The sequence below is a fragment of the Saccharopolyspora sp. NPDC047091 genome (assembly GCF_040643635.1).
In the GTDB taxonomy this organism is placed as follows: domain Bacteria; phylum Actinomycetota; class Actinomycetes; order Mycobacteriales; family Pseudonocardiaceae; genus Saccharopolyspora_C.
The window spans coordinates 1-16,199 of record NZ_JBEYUS010000101.1 but is presented as its reverse complement, the minus strand read 5'-3'; the positions used below and the strand labels follow the sequence as shown (position 1 = coordinate 16,199).

Here is a 16,199-nt window from a genome sequence, read left to right as displayed (position 1 = left end):
GAGACACCGGCACCGCCGCGGGTTCTCAGCTGCTTCCTCGCGAGGACAGCGTTTTCTCCTGTGGCGGAGCCACCGGTGAAAACGATCCCGCAGCGAGGAAGCAGCTGAGGTTCCGCCACCCGAGCACTGAGCAGCAGAAGGACGGAAAGCGATCACGACAGCTTGAGCACCGGGTTTCGTTGGTCCAGCCAGGTGGCGAAGTCCAGGACCCGTTCGACCGCGCTCCGCTGCTCGTGGGTGATGGTCGCCCCGTCGGCGGTGGTGGCGGCCTTGAGCAGGTCCGCGTCGTAGAACTCCAGCACCCGGTGGTCGGTCGCGATCAGCTCCGCGGCCTGCGCCTGGATGGCGCTGAGGTAGTTCGGGTCGAAGCTGCCCGGATAACCGCTCTTCTTCCGGTTGGCCACCGATTCCGGCAGCGTGTCGCGGGTGGCGCCGCGCAGGATGCTCTTCTCCCTGCCGTCGAAGGTCTTCAGCGACCACGGGGTGTTGAACACGTACTGCACCAGCCGGTGGTCGCAGAACGGCACCCGGACTTCGAGGCCGACCGCCATGCTCATCCGGTCCTTGCGGTCCAGCAGGGTCTGCACCATGCGGGTCAGGTGCATGTAGCAGACCTGCCGCATCCGCTTCTCCAGGCCGGTTTCGCCGTCCTTGATCGGCGCCGCGTTGACGGCGTCCCGGTAGTTGTCGCCGATGTAGGAACCGAGGTCGAGCTGCGCGCTCAGGCCGCGGTCGAGCAGCCCGGAAGGGCTCAGCGGCGAGTCGACGAGCCACGGGAAGGTGTCCGCGTCCCGCTTGCCTTCGTCGTGGAACCACGGGTAGCCGCCGAAGATCTCGTCCGCCGACTCCCCGGACAAGGCCACTGTGGACTGTTCCCGGATCGCCTTGAACAGCAGGTACAGCGAGTTGTCCCGGTCGCCGAGGCCGATCGGGAGGTCCCGGGCGCCGACAGCGGCGGCGCGGACCGCCGGGTCGGACAGGGCGGCGCCGTTCAACATGATGTCGTCGTGGTCGCTGCGCACGTGCTCGGCCACGGCGTGCACGAACGGGGTGTCCTGGGTGGGGGCCACGTCGATCGCGCGGAAGTTCTCGGCCTGGTTGGGGAAGTCGACGGCGAAGCTGCGCACCGTCTCGCCCTGCTCGGCGAGCTGCAGCGCCGCGATGGCCGTCATCGCCGAGGAGTCCAGCCCGCCGGAGAGCAGGGTGCAGCGCGGCACGTCGGCGACGAGCTGGCGGGCGATGATGTCGTCGAGCAGCTCCCGCACGTGCGCGACGGTGGCGTCGCGGTCGTCGGTGTGGTCGCTCACCTCGAGCTGCCAGTAGCAGCGCTCGCGCAGCCCGTTGCGGTCGACGATGGCGAGGTGGCCGGGCTTGAGCTCCCGCATCCCCTCCCACACGGCGAAGCCGGGCGTCTTGGCGAACGAGAAGATCTCGCGCAGCCCGTCGAGGCCGACGACCGGTTCGGCGTCCGGGTTCGCCAGGATCGCCTTGGGCTCGGAGCCGAACAGCACGCCGTCGGCGGTCTCGTAGTAGTAGAACGGCTTGATGCCCATCCGGTCGCGGATCATCACGAGCTTCTCGGTGCGCTCGTCCCAGATCGCGAAGGCGTACATGCCGTTGAGGTGCTCGGCGAGCTGCTCGCCCCACTCCAGGTAGCCGTGCAGCACGACCTCGGTGTCGGAGTCGGTGTCGAAGCGGTGCCCGCGCCCGCGCAGTTCGTCGCGGAGCTCGGTGAAGTTGTAGGCCTCGCCGGAGTAGACCATGGCGACCGCGCCGTCGGGCGTGGCGACCTCCATGGGCTGCGCGCCGCCGGGCAGGTCGATGACGGCGAGCCGCCGGTGCCCGAGCGCGGCGTGCGGTGCGGCCCAGGTGCCCGCGGCGTCCGGACCGCGGCAGGCCATCGTTTCGGTCATGTCCCGCAGCACTCGGTCCTGGGTACCGAGATCACGCCCGTAGGAGACCCAGCCCGTGATGCCGCACATACGACCACCTCACCCATTTAGATAGCTGCCCAAACTAACGAAATGCACGCTAGTAGCCGCGGCCGATGATCACTGCGCGGCAAACGCGTGACGATGAGTGATGTGAATCATAGGTTTCGCACTGTTGCGGGCACGTTGCGAATACCTCGCGAACAGGACGAATCCGATGCCCGTGCCGATAATCCTGCAACGAAGGCCGGACTTCGGCGACGAGGCCCGAACACGGGCGGCGACCGGCTACTCCCCCGCCGCGGCCTTCTCCGCGCCGACCGAGTCCAGGTGCCCGCGCAGCCGGTCGGCGGCCTCCGCGCGGTGCCCCGCCAGCAGCAGGTCCGCGATCTCCACGTGCTCGCGGCACCGCACCAGCGCGCGCTCCCGCGGCAACGTCCGCCGGTACTCCACCAGCCTGCGCAGCCGGTTCACCCGGCGCAGCGAGTCGAGGAAGAACGCGTTGCCCGAGCACCGCACCAGCACCTCGTGGAACGCGCTGTTGCGGTCGAACAGCTCCGCGGCACCGACCCGCCGGATCGCACCGTCCACGAGGTGCTGCTGCTGCGCGCGCACCTCCCGCACCGCGCCCTCGTCCAGCTGGAAATCCGGTTCGAGCAGCGCGGCCGGTTCGATCGCCGACCGGAACCGGTGGCCGTCCCGGTACGAACCCTGCGAGGTGAGCATCGGCCGGAACCGCCAGCCGTAGCCGGGCGCCCGCTCGATCCAGCCCTCGGCGCTGATCCGCTGCAGCAGGCGGGACAGCTGCGCGGCCGGGATCCCGTACTCGCGGGCGAGACCGCTCTCGGTCACCCGCTCCGGCAGCTTCCCGTCCAGCCGGTCGGCGGCGATCCGCAGGTAGTCGTCCTCCGCACCGTCGGACACCGGCTCCGCGGGCACGCGCGCCACCGCGCAACCGCCGCGCTCCCCCGCTTCGACGACGCCCTCGGCGGCGAGCAGCCGCAGCGCGGCGCGTACCGGGGAGCGGGACACCGCCAGGCGTTCCGCGAGCGCGCGCTCCACCAGGCGGGCGCCGGGCGCGAGCCGCTCCTCGCGGATGTGCGCCGCGATGCGCGCCGCGAGCTGTTCGACGAGGGGCGTCGCCATGTGCCTCGGACCTTCCCGCGAGGTGGGCGGTGTGCGGGGCGAGACTACTGCGGCGCCGCGGTCAGCGAGCGCCGTGCTCCGCGTCGACGCGGCGGGTCTCGCCGGTGGCCACCAGGGTTCGGGTGGCGTCGATCGACGCGTAGGTCCACAGGATGCGCATCGGCTCGGTGGTCGAGGCGTTGCGGAACCGGTGCGGCACCCCGGCATCGACGTAGGTCGTGTCGAAGGCGGTGAGCTCGTGCTCGACGCCGTCGATCTCGGCGATCGCATCGCCTTCGAGGATCACCACGCTCTCCGGGCAGTCGTGCGTGTGCAGCGGGATGCCCGCGCCGCCCTCGAACAGGGTCTGCCCGTTGAGGAACGTGGTGGCACCGCGCTCCCGGGTGACCAGCGGGACGGTGCGGGCACCACCACCGCGGGCGAAGGCGGGCAGCTCGGCGGGCCGCAGCACCGCGGCGGGGAAGGTCTCGCGCTCGGTCATCAGGGGCGCTCCTCGCGGATCCAGAGGGTCTTGACGTTGACGAACTCGCGGATGCCCTCGGCACCCAGTTCCCGGCCGTAGCCGGACTTCTTCACCCCGCCGAACGGCAGTCGCGGGTCGGAGGCGACGACGCCGTTGACGAACACGGCGCCCGCGTCGATCTCGGCGGCGATCCGCCGCGCCAGCGCGACATCGCGGGTCCACACCGCGGCGCCGAGGCCGAATTCGGTGCGGTTGGCCAGTTCCACGGCCTGCTCGGCACCGGAAACCCGGGTGATCGCGGCGACCGGGCCGAAGGTCTCCTCATCGAAGGCGGCCATGCCCGGTTCGACGTGGTCCAGCACGGTGGGCGGGTAGTGGAAACCGGGCCCCGGCACCGGTTCGCCGCCGGTGCGCAGGCGCGCGCCCGCGGCGATCGTGCGCAGCACCTGGTCGTGCAGGGCGTCGCGCAGGTTCGCGCGGGCCATCGGGCCGATCCGGGTGGCCGGGTCGGTGGGGTCGCCGACGGGCAGCGCTTCGGCGGCCGCGGTGAAGGCGGCGGCGAATTCCTCGGCGATCGGCTCGGCGACCAGGAAGCGCTTGGCGTTCACGCAGGACTGCCCGACGTTGGTGAACCGGGCCCGCACCGCGGCGGCGGCCGCGGCGGGCACGTCGGCGTCGGCGAGCACCAAGAACGGGTCGGAGCCGCCGAGTTCGAGCACCTGCTTCTTCAGCGCGTTCCCGGCCTGCCCGGCGACGATCGCGCCGACCTCGGTGGAGCCGGTGAGGGTGACCGCGGCGATCCGGTCGTCGGCGATGAGCTCGGCGACCACCGGCACCTCCACCAGCAGCGACCGGCACAGCCCCGCCGGTGCGCCCGCGTCCCGCAGCACCGCGTCGATGGCGCGGGCGCACTGCGGAACGTTGCCTGCGTGCTTGAGGATCGTGCCGTTCCCGGCGGCCAGCGCGGGCGCGGCGAACCGGAAGAACTGCCAGAACGGGTAGTTCCACGGCATCACCGCGAGGACCACGCCGAGCGGTTCGCACACCACCACCGCCGCGCCGTCCTCCGTCCGAACAGGACGGTCGGCGAGGAGCCCGGCGGCGTGCTCGGCGTAGTGCTCGCAGGTGAGCGCGCACTTGTCGATCTCGGCCTCGGCTTCTGTGATCGGCTTGCCCATCTCGGCGGTGATCAGCCGGGCGTAGCGCTCCCGCCCGGCGCGCAGCACGCGGGCGATCTCGCGCAGCAGCGCGGTGCGCTCGACGAGGGGTGTCCGGCGCCAGGTTCGCTGCGCGGTCGCGGCGGCCGCCAGGGCGGCTTCGACCTCGGCGGGACCGTCCACTTCGTACCGGGCCAGTTCGGCCCCGGTGGTCGGGTCGATGGACAGGATGCTCACGGGCGTGCTCCGTTCCGGCGGTGCCTGGGGCGGGGATCTGGGGGCTCGGGGCGGTTCCGGGGTGCGGCCCGGTCGCGGTCGAGCGCGTCGAGGCGGGCCGCGGTGGCCCGGCGGAGCAGGACGCTAGCGGACGCACTGGTTTTTCTCAACGAACAAGTACCAGCGTTCGTCGATTTCGTTATAACGCCTGCTCGCCACGTTCTGCGCAGCTCAGATCGACCACATCGCAGTTTCGCGAACTCTTGACCGAACGAGGTTATAACCTCCAGGATGTCGCCGGAACGCACCACTCGAGGAGAGATCCATGACCGCACCCCGATCCGCCCGCACCTACCGACTCGGCCTGCTCGAAGGCGACGGGATCGGACCGGAGATCGTGCCCGCCGCCACCCGCGCCGTGGACGCCGCGCTCGCCGCCGCCGGCGCACCCGCCGTCGACTGGGTGCCGCTGCCGCTGGGCCGGGACGCCATCGACGAGCACGGCACGCCCGCACCGGAGTCCACGCTGGCCGCCCTCGACGAGCTGGACGCCTGGCTGCTCGGACCGCACGACAGCGCCGCCTACCCGGAACCGCACCGCTCGCAGCTCAACCCCAGCGGCACCATCCGCATCCGGTTCGGGCTGTACGCGAACATCCGCCCCGCCAAGTCCTTCGAGGGCGCGAAGGCCATGGTCCCCGGCACCGACCTGGTGATCGTGCGGGAGAACACCGAAGGCTTCTACGCCGATCGCAACACCCACGCGGGCACCGGCGAATTCATGCCCACCCCCGACGTCGCGATCGCGCACGGCATCATCACCCGCCCCGCCGTGGAGCGGATCGCGCACACCGCGTTCCGGCTCGCGCGGAGCCGCCGCGGCAAGCTGACCATCGTGCACAAGGCGAACGTGCTGCGGCTGACCACCGGCCTGTTCCGCGACGTGTGCCGGGAGATCGCCGAGCAGTACCCCGACGTCACCGTGGACGACTTCCACATCGACGCGATGACGGTGCACCTGCTGCGCCGCGCCCCCGAGTTCGACGTGATCGTCACCGAGAACATGTTCGGCGACATCCTCTCCGACCTCACCGGTGAGCTGGCCGGTTCGCTGGGCATCGCGCCGTCGATCAACGTCTCGGACCGGCAGGGCATGGCCCAGGCATCGCACGGCTCCGCCCCCGACATCGCCGGGAAGGACCTCGCGAACCCGACCGCCATGATGCTGTCCAGCTCGATGTTGTTGCGGTGGCTGGGAGATCGGCACGAGGACGCAGGCCTGCGCGCCGCCGCGGCCGCCCTGGACGCGGGAGTCGCCCGCACCGTCGAGGCCGGGACCTGCACGCCCGACATGGGCGGGTCCACCGGGACGACCGCGTTCGCCGACGCCGTCGCCGCGGCCATCGCGGACGCGAGATGACCCGCCCGCTCGTGGCGTTCGTGCACGCCGCGCCCGCCGCGGTGGAACCGGCGAACGCGGCGCTGCGCGAGGCGTTCCCGGAGGCGGACGCCTGGAACCTGCTGGACGACCGGCTGGTCGCCGAGGCCGACGCGGCGGGCGGGCTCACCCCGGCGCTGCGCAGGCGGATGCTGGGGCTGATCCGGCACGCCGTGGACGGCGGAGCGGACGCGGTGCAGCTGAGCTGCTCGATGTACGGGCCCGTCGCCGGGCTGGCCCGGCAGCTGTGGTCCGCTCCGGTGCGGGGCGCCGACGACGCCGCGTTCGCCGAGCTCGCCCGCCGCGGCCGGGCCACCGCAGTGCTGGTGTCCTCATTGGACAGCGCGCTCGCGGAATCGGCCGGGCGGCTGGACATCGCGGCTCCCGAGGCACGAGTTCTGCCCGCGCTCGCGCAGCCGGCCGACGCCGATTCCCTCGCCGCGGCGGTGCGCCCGCACCTGCCCGCCGCCGACCTGGTGCTGCTCGCGCAGTACTCGCTGAGCCCGCACGCCGCCGGGCTCGCCGCGGACCTCGGCACCGAGGTGCTGAGCCCGCCGCTGCTCGCCGCCCGTGCGCTGCGCACGCGGCTGCTCGGCGCCGCCTGAGCGGACCTCGGGCCCGCACCCCCAGCAACGACCCCGCACCCCGGTGGTACGGGCGCCCCGTCGCGCCCGCACCACCGCCGGGAGCAGCAAAGGAGCAACGATGCTCGCCGTCCTGGGCTTCGCCACCCTCGGCGTCTTCATGGCGCTGGTGATGCGCCGCTACCTGACCGCCTTCGTCGCCATCATGGCCACCCCCGTCGTGTTCGCCGTGGCCGCCGGGTTCGGCGGACGCCTCGACGAGATGATGCTGAACGGCCTGGAGATCGTCGCCCCGACCGCGATCCTGCTGCTGTTCGCGGTGCTGTACTTCGGCGTGATGATGGACGCGAAGCTGTTCGACCCGATCTCGCGGGGCATCATCCGCCTCTCGCAGGGCGATCCGGCGCGCATCTGCGTCGGCACCGCCGTGCTCGCGCTGCTGGTGGCGCTCGACGGGGACGGCACCACCAGCTACATGATCCTGTGCTCGGCGTTCCTGCCGATCTACCTTCGGCTGGGCATCAACCCGCTGGTGCTGGCCGCGATCGCGACGATGGCGCTGGGCACCATCTCCGGCACCACGCCGTGGGGCGGGGCGGCGACGCGCGGGATCAGCGTGCTGCACCTGGATTCCACCGACTACTTCGTGCACATGATCGCGCCGATGGCGCTCACCTCGCTGGCCATCACCACCCTCGCCTGGCTGCTCGGGCGCGCGCAGCGCAAGCGCATCGACCGCGCCGTCATCGAGGAGTTCGCCGCCGAGATCGCCGCGCAGCGGGTGGACCGCGACGGGCGGACCTGGCGGACCTGGTTCAACGCGGGGCTCACGGCGCTGCTGCTGGTGCTGCTGGTGGCCGGGGTCGCCGAGCTGGTGAACCTGTTCATGCTCGCGTTCGTCGTCGCCCTCGTCGTCAACCACCCGCGGCTCGCCGAGCAGGGCGAGGTCATCAAGCGGCACGCGGGCAACGCCGTCCCGGTCGTGATGCTGGTGCTGGGCGCCGGGATCTTCACCGGCATCATGACCGACACCGGCATGACGAAGGCGATGGCGGACGCGCTCCTGTCGGTGGTGCCGGAGTCGATGGGCAACCTGCTGCCGCTGTTCACCGCGGTGATCAGCCTGCCGCTGAGCTTCTTCATGTCCAACGACGCGTACTTCTTCGGGGTGCTGCCGGTGCTCGCCGAGTCCGCGGGGCACTACGGGATTCCGCCGGTGGAGATCGCGCGGGCCGGGGCGATCGGGCAGATGATGCACTCGATCGGCCCGACCTCGGCACCGCTGTGGGTGCTGCTCGGCCTGGTCAAGCGGGACCTCGGCGAGTTCCAGCGCTTCGCGCTGCCCTGGGTGCTGCTGGCCTCGGCCGCCTACATCGCCTTCGCCGTCCTCACCGGCGCGATCAGCGTGGTGTGAGCCCGCCGCGCTGCCCTCGCGGACCAGTGGTCTTCCCCCGGAATCGCCCGGAAGCGCCTTCCGCGATCGGCGGAGCGGCAGCAACGCTGGAGACCCACCCGCAGCCGTGAGGAGCGTGATGCGCAGTCACCGACGGCCGTCGCCGCGGACAGCGGCGACCTGCCGAACCGATCCCACCCCGGGCCACCAAGGTCCGCCACCAGCGGAACGGGCGCCCGCTGCGGAGGAGGTGCAGAGGTTGCAGCGGCTGCTGGGCAACGCCGCGACGGCGCAGATACTCGGTTCGTCGCCGCGTCCTGGCGACCGGGACGCCCGGCGATTGCGGAACTCCGGTGCCGAAACCCGCGACGTCACCGTGCAACGCGACGTGGGCTTCGAGATCGAGGTTCCGGGGATCCACACCCGAGCGTTCTCTCCGCCGCCCAAGGAGAAGGACGACGCCGGGTGGGAGCTCTCCCCCGCGAGCTCGGACTGGGCACCGCGACGCGCGGAGAACACCCGGAAACGGTCGGTGCTGACCCCGCCCAGCCAAGCCCGGCTCCTCGAGAAGGGGACCAAGCTGGTCCGCGCCGACACCTTCACCATCGAATCGGACGAGGCGCTGAGCCAGTTACCGCCGAGCACCGACCTCGAGTTCGTCACCATTCCCTTCCCCGAGACGGACCAGGGCGCGGAACGGCTGACAGAGACGGTCAGCCGAATCCTCGCGGTCGCCTCGCTGTTCAACGGGGACGGGATCCACACCGCCGAGTCCCTGGCCGAGGCGGCGAAAGGCAGCGCCCAGCACCCGACGGACCTGCCGCCGAACCACTCGGGGACGCGCCACTACACCGAGGCGGCGTACGTCGCCTACGGATTCGGCGGCAGCGGGAATCCCCAGGCCACTGCGGGAATCCGGTTGGACCGGGTGGAACGGCTCGTCCAGGACCTCGCCCGCCCCGAGGTTCGGGGAGACGGTCCCGCAGCGCAGCAGGGGGAATCCCGACTCTCGCTCTCCGCCGGAGACTGCACGAGCCGAGCTCAACAGGGAGTGGATCGCCACATGCGCTCGGTGGCCGGATCGGGCGGACCGGAGCCCGATCCGGCTCCGAGTGGGAAGCTGCGCGGGTTGCTCGTGGTGATCACCGCCTACCTCCTGCACGGCGACGGACGGCACGAGAAGTACTACAAGGGCGTCGCGCCGCTGATGGGACGGACCGACTTCGGCCGGATGTTCACGCTCTTGGAGCCGGACGAGCAGGACAGGCTCGCCGCGAACGACGGCAGCCTGCTGGTCGACCTCGCGCTCGGCTCCGCCGGGCTGGCAGGGCGCGCGGACGAACCGGTGCTGCTCGGCCTCGGGGGCCCCGGGCAGAGCAGGGCGATCGATTTCACCGAACTGACCCGGCGGCGCTGGCTGCGGGAGATCACGCAGGGGCACGACCTGCTGAGCAAGCACGGCTACGAGGGGTACGCGAGCCGCCGCACCGACGAAGGATTCGAGCACCGCAAAGGCGCGGAGTTCGAGTCGATGGGCGCCCTCGGTTTCAGAACGGAAGACGTGCACGGCGTGCAGGCACCGATCTTCGAACTGCGCAGGCTGCGGCCTAGCGTGTTGCGGGCTGAGTGGGCGCCGCTGCTGCTCCAGGTGTTCAACGCCGTCCGCGCCGCGAACACCGCACCGCACGTCGGCTGAATCCCGTGACATGCGGTTCCCGCATGGCCGAGGTGCGGAAACCTCGCTTGTGGGCATGGGTCGGCGGGCGGAGGCTGGGTGGTGTCCGCGGAGGGCGGCGTGGTGGCCCGGGAACCACCTCGCCCTCCCACCCAGTGGAGGAAGCAGATCAGCATGACCACGTGGTTCATCACCGGCGGTTCCCGCGGCCTCGGCCGCGAACTCGTCGAGCAGGCGCTGCGGCGCGGCGATCGGGTCGCCGCCACCCTGCGCAGGCCCGAACGGCTCGACGACCTCGCCAGGGAGCACGGCGACCGGTTGCGGCGGTGGAGCCTGGACGTCACCGACACCGCCCGCATCGAGCAGGTCCTCGCCGAGGCCGTCGCCGAGCTCGGCCGCATCGACGTCCTCGTGTCCAACGCGGGCTACGGCGTGTTCGGCGCGGCCGAGGACCTCGCCGACGAACAGGTCGAGCAGATGATCGGCACCAACCTCACCGCGTCCATCCAGCTCGCCCGCCGTGCGGTGCCGCACCTGCGGGCGCAGGGCGGCGGGGTGTTCGTGCAGCTGTCCAGCATGGGCGGCCAGATCACCTTCCCCGGCTTCGCGATCTACCACGCGACGAAGTGGGGCGTGGAGGGCTATTTCGAGGCGCTGGCGAAGGAGGTCGAACCGTTCGGGATCAAGACGGTGCTGGTGGAGCCCGGCCAGGTGCGCACCGGTTTCTTCGACGCCGCCGAGCGGGTCCCGGCCGGTGAGCCGTACCGCGGCGGACCCGCGGACCGGGCGCCGACGCCGGTCGAGGAGATGGTCGGCAGCCCCTCCGGCATCGCGCACGCGATCATCGAGGCGGCCACGTCGCCGGCGCCGCCGCTGCGGCTGCTGCTGAACTCCGACGCCTACGAGCTGGTCACCACCGCGGTGCGCGAACGGCTCGCCGGGTGGGAGGCCCAGCGCGAATCGGCGGGCGCGGCCGATGCCGAGTTCACCGGCGCCTAGCACCGATACTGGACGGCATGTCGGAGTTGACGCTCACCGGACTGCGGGTGCTCGTCGAGGTCGCCCGCCGCGGCTCGTTCACCGCGACCGCGGAGGCCCTCGGGTACACGCAATCCGCGATCTCCCGCCAGATCGGTGCCGCCGAGGACGCCGCGGGCGGCCCGCTGTTCGAGCGGCAGGCCCGCGGCGTCCGCCCCACCCCGGCGGGCGAGGTGCTGCTGCGGCACGCGAGGAAGGTCGTCGCCCACCTGGAGGCGGCCGACCTGGAGATCGCGGGGCTGCGGGACCGGCTCGCGGGCCGGCTCGCGGTGGGCGCCTACCCGACGGCGGCCGCGGTGCTGGTGCCGCGGGCCATCGCCCGGCTGCGGGCCGAGCACCCCGGCTTGGACGTGGACCTGCGGGAAGCGGGCAGTCCGGCGCTGCTGCGCCGCATCCGGGCGCGGCGGATCGAGGTGGCGGCGATCGCGGTCGGCGACGGGCTGCCCGACTACGACCTGGACGGGCTGCGCACCGAACCGCTGGAGCCCGGACCGGGGCTCGGGGTGGCGGTGAGCGCGGGGCACCCGTTCGCGGCGCGCGACCAGGTGGACGTCGCCGAGCTCGCCGACCAGGTGTGGATCGCGGGCACCGGGGAGGAAGGCGCGCCGCAGTTCGGGGCATGGCCCACCCTCGACCGGGCGACCATCGGGCACACCGCCGCGAGCTGGCAGACGCGGCTCGGCATGGTCGCCGCCGGGCTCGGCATCTCGGTGCTGCCCGGCCTGGCCGCCGCCACCGCCCCGCGCGACGTGCGCTGGATTCCGGTCCACGACCCCGGATTCACCCGGCGCAGGCGGACGCTGCTGGTCACGGCACCGGAGCCCGCCCCCGCCGCGCAGGCCCTCGTCCGGGCGCTGCACGACGAACTCCCCACCCTGATCACCAGGTGAACGGCCCATTCACCCCGGTTCCCTGGGCGAATGGGCCATCAACCTCGGTCATCCCGCGGGGGTCAGCCTGCCGGTGAGCCTGCCGTGCATGGTGGCGCTGGGCTCGTTCAGGCCGGTGATCTCCACCTGCTTGCCGCGGGACTCGTACTTGGTGGTGATCGCGTCGAGCGCGGCCACCGTCGACGCGTCCCAGATGTGCGCGGCGGACAGGTCGATCGTGACGTGCTCCGGGTCCGCGGCGTAGTCGAACCGGGACACCAGTTCGTTGCTGGAGGCGAAGAACAGCTCCCCGCGCACCGCGTACACCACGTGCCGCCCGTCCGGATCGGTGACGGCGCTGACCTCCACCAGGCGCGCCACCCGGCGCGCGAAGATCACCATCGCGGTGATCGAACCGACGACGACGCCGACGGCGAGGTTGCTCGTGGCCACCACCACGGCGACCGTCACCACCATCACGACGCTCTCCCCCGCGGGCAGCCGCTTCAGGGTGCGCGGCGCGATGCTGTGCCAGTCGAAGGTGCCGAACGCGACGAGCACCATGACCGCCACCAGCACCGCCATCGGCATCCGCGACACGACCGGCCCGAACACCAGGCACAGCACCAGCAGGAACACCCCGGCCAGGAACGTGGACAGCCGGGTGCGGGAACCCGCCGTCTTCACGTTGATCATCGTCTGGCCGATCATCGCGCAGCCGCCCATGCCGCCGAACAGGCCGGTGACGATGTTCGCGACGCCCTGCCCGATGGACTCGCGGGTCTTGTTCGAGCGGGTGTCGGTGATGTCGTCGACGAGCTTCGCCGTCATCAGCGACTCCATCAGCCCGACGAGCGCGAAGGCCAGCGCGTACGGCGCGATGAGCTGCAGGGTCTCCAGGGTGAACGGCACCGCGGGCAGCCCGGGCACCGGCAGCGAGGACGGCAGCGCGCCCTTGTCCCCGACCGTCGGCACCGCGATCCCGGCGGCGATCGTGGTCGCGGTGAGCGCGACGATCGCGACCAGCGGCGCCGGGATCACCTTGGTGAGCCTGGGGAACAGCACCATGATGGCGAGCCCGGCGGCGAACAGCGGGTACACCGCCCACGGCACGCCGATCAGCTCCGGCACCTGCGCGGTGAAGATGAGGATGGCGAGGGCGTTGACGAACCCGACCATCACGCTGCGCGGCACGAACCGCATCAGCTTCGCCACCCCGAGCGAGCCGAGCAGCACCTGGAAGATCCCGCCGAGGAGGACGGTGGCGACCAGGAAACCGAGCCCGTGCTCGCGGCTGATCGGTGCCACGACCAGCGCGATCGCCCCGGTGGCCGCGGAGATCATCGCCGGGCGGCCGCCGACGATCGAGATCACCACCGCCATCGTGAACGACGCGAACAGGCCGACGCTCGGGTCGACCCCGGCGATGATGGAGAACGAGATCGCCTCGGGGATCAGCGCCAGTGCGACGACCAGTCCACCGAGGACCTCGGTGCGGGCGACCTTCGGCGACAGCCACGACGGGCGCGCCCAGGCGGGGGCGGCGGAGTTCGACACGGGGTTCCAGACGTGCTCGGGCGCCGCGAGCGGCGCGGAGGGGTCCTGCCGCCGGACGCGGCGGCGGTGCGGCGGGCGACCCGCAACTCTCCCCTTACGTTAGACGAGACCGTCGCGCGGACTCCAACCCCGCGAACCCGATGAGGGCGGGATCACGCCCGGTGCGCGCGGAGCACCTCGGCGAACTCCTCGGCGATGCGCAGCTTCGCGCGCAGCTTCTCGCAGGCCTGCTCGGCGTTCGCGGTGAACTCGGCCAGCCGGGCGTCCGGGTCGGCGAGCTCCGGATCACCGTCCTGCGGGTCGAGGATCGCCAGCAGCTCGCGCATCTCGTCGAGCTGGAACCCGAGCGGCTTCATCCGCATGATCAGCCGCAGCCGGTCCACGTCCGGGTCGGTGTAGAGGCGGAAACCGCCGGGGCTGCGGCCGCTCGGCACGACGAGGCCGACCTCTTCGTAGTAGCGGATCGTCCGCAGCGACAGCCCAGTGCGCTCGGCCACCTCGCCGATCTGCATCCGCTCGCCCAAGCCGGGTCCCTTCCTCGCCGCGGTCGACCCCCGACCCTACCCGGGCGGCCGGGCGGTCCCCGCGCGTCACCTCGCGGCGCGGATCGCGGCGAGGTGCTCGGCGAAGGTGCGGCTACCGCACGCGTGCTCGCCGCGCGGCAGCAGCGCGCCGCCCCGCATCGCCGCGCCGACCCGGCCGGGCGGGGACACCGGCACCACGAGCCCGCGACGGCCGTGCGCCGCGGACAGCCGGCGCGCCACGTCCACCATGTCCAGCCGCTCCGGACCGCCGAGCTCCGGTGCGCGACCCACCGGCTCCCGCTCGACGAGGCGGACCAGCTCCGCGGCGGTGTCGGCGGCCGCCACCGGCTGCGAGAGCATCCGCGGGACCAGCGCGATCGGCTTCGCCAGCAGCGGTTCCGGGAACTCGAAGAACTGGGTGGCGCGCAGGATCGTCCACGGCACCGGGCCGCCCGCCACCACCTCCTCCTGGGCCCGCTTGCCGAAGTAGTAGCCGAAGTCGACGCGGTCGCAGCCCACGATGGACAGCGCCACCAGGTGCGCCACGCCCGCCCGGTGCGCGGCGGCCACCAGGTTCCGGCTCGCGGCGGCGAAGAACTCCACCGACGTCTTCCGGCTGACCGTCACCACGTTGCCGACGTCGATCACCGCCCGGCACCCGGCCACCCCCGCCGCCAGGCCTGCGCCGGTGCGCAGGTCCACCCCGCGCGACCGGGACAGCACCACCGGTTCGTGCCCCGCCGCGCGCAGCTCCGCGACGACCATCCCGCCCACCAGGCCGGTTCCGCCTGCGACCGCGACCTTCATCCGAATCCTCCCGTCCTCCGGCCGGTTCCGGCCGGTCGTGGTGGGGACGAGGTGGCGGTGCCCGGTGTGACAGGAGGTGTCCCGGGTCACCCCGTGTCACGATCCGGGCGCCGATCCCGTCCCGTGCTCATGGGACACCACTTCGGCCGGGCGCACCGGCCTTCCCGCCGCGGGGCCGCGATTCGGCCGACCGCGGCACCACCCGCACCACGGATCGGAGCGCGCTCATGACCGGACTCCGCCCCGCCGGACCGAAGGCCACCGCCGACCGGGTGTGCCTGGTGCTGCTCGCGCTCGTCGCCCTCGGCACCGGCGGCTGGGCGTACCTGGCACCCGCCCGGTGGTACGGGTCGTTCCCCGGGCTCGGGCTGAGCTGGCTGCCGCCGCTCGGCCCGTACAACGAGCACCTGGCGAAGGACACCGGCGCGATGTTCCTGGCGCTCGGCGTGCTCGCCGTCCTCGCGCTGCTGCGCGGCGGCGTGCTGCCGCGCGTCGCGGGCGCGGCGTGGCTCGTGTTCAACGTGCTGCACGGCGGCTACCACCTGACGATGCTGCACGTGTACGGGCCGCTGGACCAGGTGCTGAACGTGGTCGCGCTGGGGCTGCTCGCGGCCGCCTCGGTGGTGCTCGTGGTGCCGGGCCGGTCCGGCGGCGACTAGCCTCCTCGTCCGGAACCGAACGGGGAGGCCGGCATGCCCGACGAGACCACGACGATCGTCCAGCTGCTGCTGCGCGAGCGGCAGGGGCGGGACCGCGAGTGGTGGCCGCAGATGGCCGCCGCGTTCTGGCCGGACTCGCGGGTGAACCTCACCTGGTACACCGGCGACGGACCCGGTTTCGTCGCCGGATCGGAGGAGATGAGCGGGCGCGGCGACCGCAGCGTGCACCGCCTCGCACCGCCGGTCGTGCACCTCGCGGGCGCGCGGGCGTGGGCCGAGGTGCCCGCCGCGATCGAGGTGCGCACCACCGTCGACGAGGTGCCGGTGGACCTGACCTCCTACGCCCGGCTCGGCTACCGGGTGGAACGCCGCGACGGGGAGTGGCGGATCGTCTCGCTGGACGCGATCTACGAGCGGGACACCGTCGCACCGGTGCTGCCCGGCTCGGTGCCGTCGATCCCGGCCGAGGAGCTGGCCGCGTTCCGCCCCACCTACGCGCTGCTGGCCTGGCACCTGGACCGGCGCGGCTACCGGATCGGCACCGGGCTGCTCGGTGACGATCGGCCGGCCGAACGGGACGCCTACTACGACCAGGTCTTCAACTGGCTGCACTCCTGATCACCTCTCCGCTCCTGTTGCTGATCTGAGCGGGTGGCGGAACCTCAGCGGGATTCTCGCTGCGGGATCTTTTTCCCAAGTGGCTCCGCCACGAGGGAAAAAGCTGTCCTCGCGAGAATCCCGC

At 72.3% G+C, this 16,199-nt stretch carries 15 protein-coding genes; 8 read left to right on the top strand and 7 right to left on the bottom strand.

Going from position 1 to position 16,199, the window contains the following annotated elements; all coding sequences use genetic code 11:
* Positions 1-152: 152 nt before the first annotated feature.
* The 4 genes from asnB to ABZ805_RS27560 form a co-directional block, all read right to left on the bottom strand.
* Positions 153-1,982 carry an asparagine synthase (glutamine-hydrolyzing) gene (gene asnB, locus ABZ805_RS27575; RefSeq protein ID WP_358446310.1) on the bottom strand — a complete coding sequence of 610 codons (1,830 nt, stop codon included), beginning with the start codon at positions 1,980-1,982 and terminating at the stop codon, positions 153-155.
* A gap of 237 nt (positions 1,983-2,219) precedes the next feature.
* Complete coding sequence (locus ABZ805_RS27570) at positions 2,220-3,077, bottom strand: GntR family transcriptional regulator (RefSeq protein ID WP_358446307.1); 858 nt, start codon at positions 3,075-3,077, stop codon at positions 2,220-2,222.
* 61 nt (positions 3,078-3,138) lie between these two features.
* On the bottom strand, positions 3,139-3,558 hold the full coding sequence (locus ABZ805_RS27565) for a cupin domain-containing protein (RefSeq protein WP_358446304.1): 420 nt from the start codon (positions 3,556-3,558) through the stop codon (positions 3,139-3,141).
* A complete protein-coding gene (locus ABZ805_RS27560) occupies positions 3,558-4,934 on the bottom strand; it encodes an NAD-dependent succinate-semialdehyde dehydrogenase (RefSeq protein ID WP_358446301.1) in 1,377 nt (458 codons plus the stop codon). Before ABZ805_RS27560 ends, ABZ805_RS27565 begins: the two co-directional genes overlap by 1 nt.
* Before the next feature lie 304 nt (positions 4,935-5,238).
* Here ABZ805_RS27560 and ABZ805_RS27555 point away from each other — a divergent pair, with 304 nt between their 5' ends.
* The 6 genes from ABZ805_RS27555 to ABZ805_RS27530 all read left to right on the top strand — a co-directional run bounded on the left by ABZ805_RS27555 (position 5,239) and on the right by ABZ805_RS27530 (position 11,931).
* Positions 5,239-6,333, top strand: coding sequence for an isocitrate/isopropylmalate family dehydrogenase (locus ABZ805_RS27555; protein ID WP_358446298.1), 1,095 nt, complete (start codon positions 5,239-5,241; stop codon positions 6,331-6,333).
* Complete coding sequence (locus ABZ805_RS27550; RefSeq protein ID WP_358446295.1) at positions 6,330-6,956, top strand: hypothetical protein; 627 nt, start codon at positions 6,330-6,332, stop codon at positions 6,954-6,956. Before ABZ805_RS27555 ends, ABZ805_RS27550 begins: the two co-directional genes overlap by 4 nt.
* A gap of 100 nt (positions 6,957-7,056) precedes the next feature.
* Complete coding sequence (locus ABZ805_RS27545; RefSeq protein ID WP_358446292.1) at positions 7,057-8,349, top strand: citrate:proton symporter; 1,293 nt, start codon at positions 7,057-7,059, stop codon at positions 8,347-8,349.
* Positions 8,350-8,578: 229 nt separating this feature from the next.
* Complete coding sequence (locus ABZ805_RS27540; protein WP_358446289.1) at positions 8,579-10,024, top strand: hypothetical protein; 1,446 nt, start codon at positions 8,579-8,581, stop codon at positions 10,022-10,024.
* A gap of 153 nt (positions 10,025-10,177) precedes the next feature.
* A complete protein-coding gene (locus tag ABZ805_RS27535; protein ID WP_358446287.1) occupies positions 10,178-11,002 on the top strand; it encodes an SDR family oxidoreductase in 825 nt (274 codons plus the stop codon).
* A 17-nt stretch (positions 11,003-11,019) separates the two neighbouring features.
* On the top strand, positions 11,020-11,931 hold the full coding sequence (locus ABZ805_RS27530; RefSeq protein WP_358446285.1) for a LysR family transcriptional regulator: 912 nt from the start codon (positions 11,020-11,022) through the stop codon (positions 11,929-11,931).
* A 48-nt stretch (positions 11,932-11,979) separates the two neighbouring features.
* On the opposite strand, the gene ABZ805_RS27525 is transcribed toward ABZ805_RS27530, so the two are convergent.
* From ABZ805_RS27525 to ABZ805_RS27515, 3 genes are all read right to left on the bottom strand, one after another.
* Positions 11,980-13,467, bottom strand: a complete 1,488-nt coding sequence (locus ABZ805_RS27525) for a SulP family inorganic anion transporter (RefSeq protein WP_358446283.1) — start codon at positions 13,465-13,467, stop codon at positions 11,980-11,982.
* A 152-nt stretch (positions 13,468-13,619) separates the two neighbouring features.
* Positions 13,620-13,991: a MerR family transcriptional regulator gene (locus ABZ805_RS27520; protein ID WP_358446280.1), complete on the bottom strand. Its 372-nt coding sequence runs from the start codon at positions 13,989-13,991 to the stop codon at positions 13,620-13,622.
* Between the two features lie 66 nt (positions 13,992-14,057).
* On the bottom strand, positions 14,058-14,798 hold the full coding sequence (locus ABZ805_RS27515) for an SDR family oxidoreductase (RefSeq protein WP_358446278.1): 741 nt from the start codon (positions 14,796-14,798) through the stop codon (positions 14,058-14,060).
* Positions 14,799-15,025: 227 nt separating this feature from the next.
* On the opposite strand from ABZ805_RS27515, the gene ABZ805_RS27510 reads away from it, so the two are divergent.
* On the top strand, positions 15,026-15,457 hold the full coding sequence (locus ABZ805_RS27510) for a hypothetical protein (RefSeq protein WP_358446276.1): 432 nt from the start codon (positions 15,026-15,028) through the stop codon (positions 15,455-15,457).
* A gap of 33 nt (positions 15,458-15,490) precedes the next feature.
* Positions 15,491-16,075, top strand: a complete 585-nt coding sequence (locus tag ABZ805_RS27505) for a nuclear transport factor 2 family protein (protein ID WP_358446273.1) — start codon at positions 15,491-15,493, stop codon at positions 16,073-16,075.
* Positions 16,076-16,199: the final 124 nt, after the last annotated feature.

Coding starts and splice junctions, on each gene's coding strand:
- ABZ805_RS27510 (WP_358446276.1), top strand. CDS start 15,026: ATGACCGGACTCCGCCCCGCCGGACCGAAGGCCACCGCCGACCGGGTG.
- ABZ805_RS27550 (WP_358446295.1), top strand. CDS start 6,330: ATGACCCGCCCGCTCGTGGCGTTCGTGCACGCCGCGCCCGCCGCGGTG.
- asnB (WP_358446310.1), bottom strand. CDS start 1,982: ATGTGCGGCATCACGGGCTGGGTCTCCTACGGGCGTGATCTCGGTACC.
- ABZ805_RS27545 (WP_358446292.1), top strand. CDS start 7,057: ATGCTCGCCGTCCTGGGCTTCGCCACCCTCGGCGTCTTCATGGCGCTG.
- ABZ805_RS27505 (WP_358446273.1), top strand. CDS start 15,491: ATGCCCGACGAGACCACGACGATCGTCCAGCTGCTGCTGCGCGAGCGG.
- ABZ805_RS27565 (WP_358446304.1), bottom strand. CDS start 3,558: ATGACCGAGCGCGAGACCTTCCCCGCCGCGGTGCTGCGGCCCGCCGAG.
- ABZ805_RS27555 (WP_358446298.1), top strand. CDS start 5,239: ATGACCGCACCCCGATCCGCCCGCACCTACCGACTCGGCCTGCTCGAA.
- ABZ805_RS27535 (WP_358446287.1), top strand. CDS start 10,178: ATGACCACGTGGTTCATCACCGGCGGTTCCCGCGGCCTCGGCCGCGAA.
- ABZ805_RS27515 (WP_358446278.1), bottom strand. CDS start 14,798: ATGAAGGTCGCGGTCGCAGGCGGAACCGGCCTGGTGGGCGGGATGGTC.
- ABZ805_RS27570 (WP_358446307.1), bottom strand. CDS start 3,077: ATGGCGACGCCCCTCGTCGAACAGCTCGCGGCGCGCATCGCGGCGCAC.
- ABZ805_RS27530 (WP_358446285.1), top strand. CDS start 11,020: ATGTCGGAGTTGACGCTCACCGGACTGCGGGTGCTCGTCGAGGTCGCC.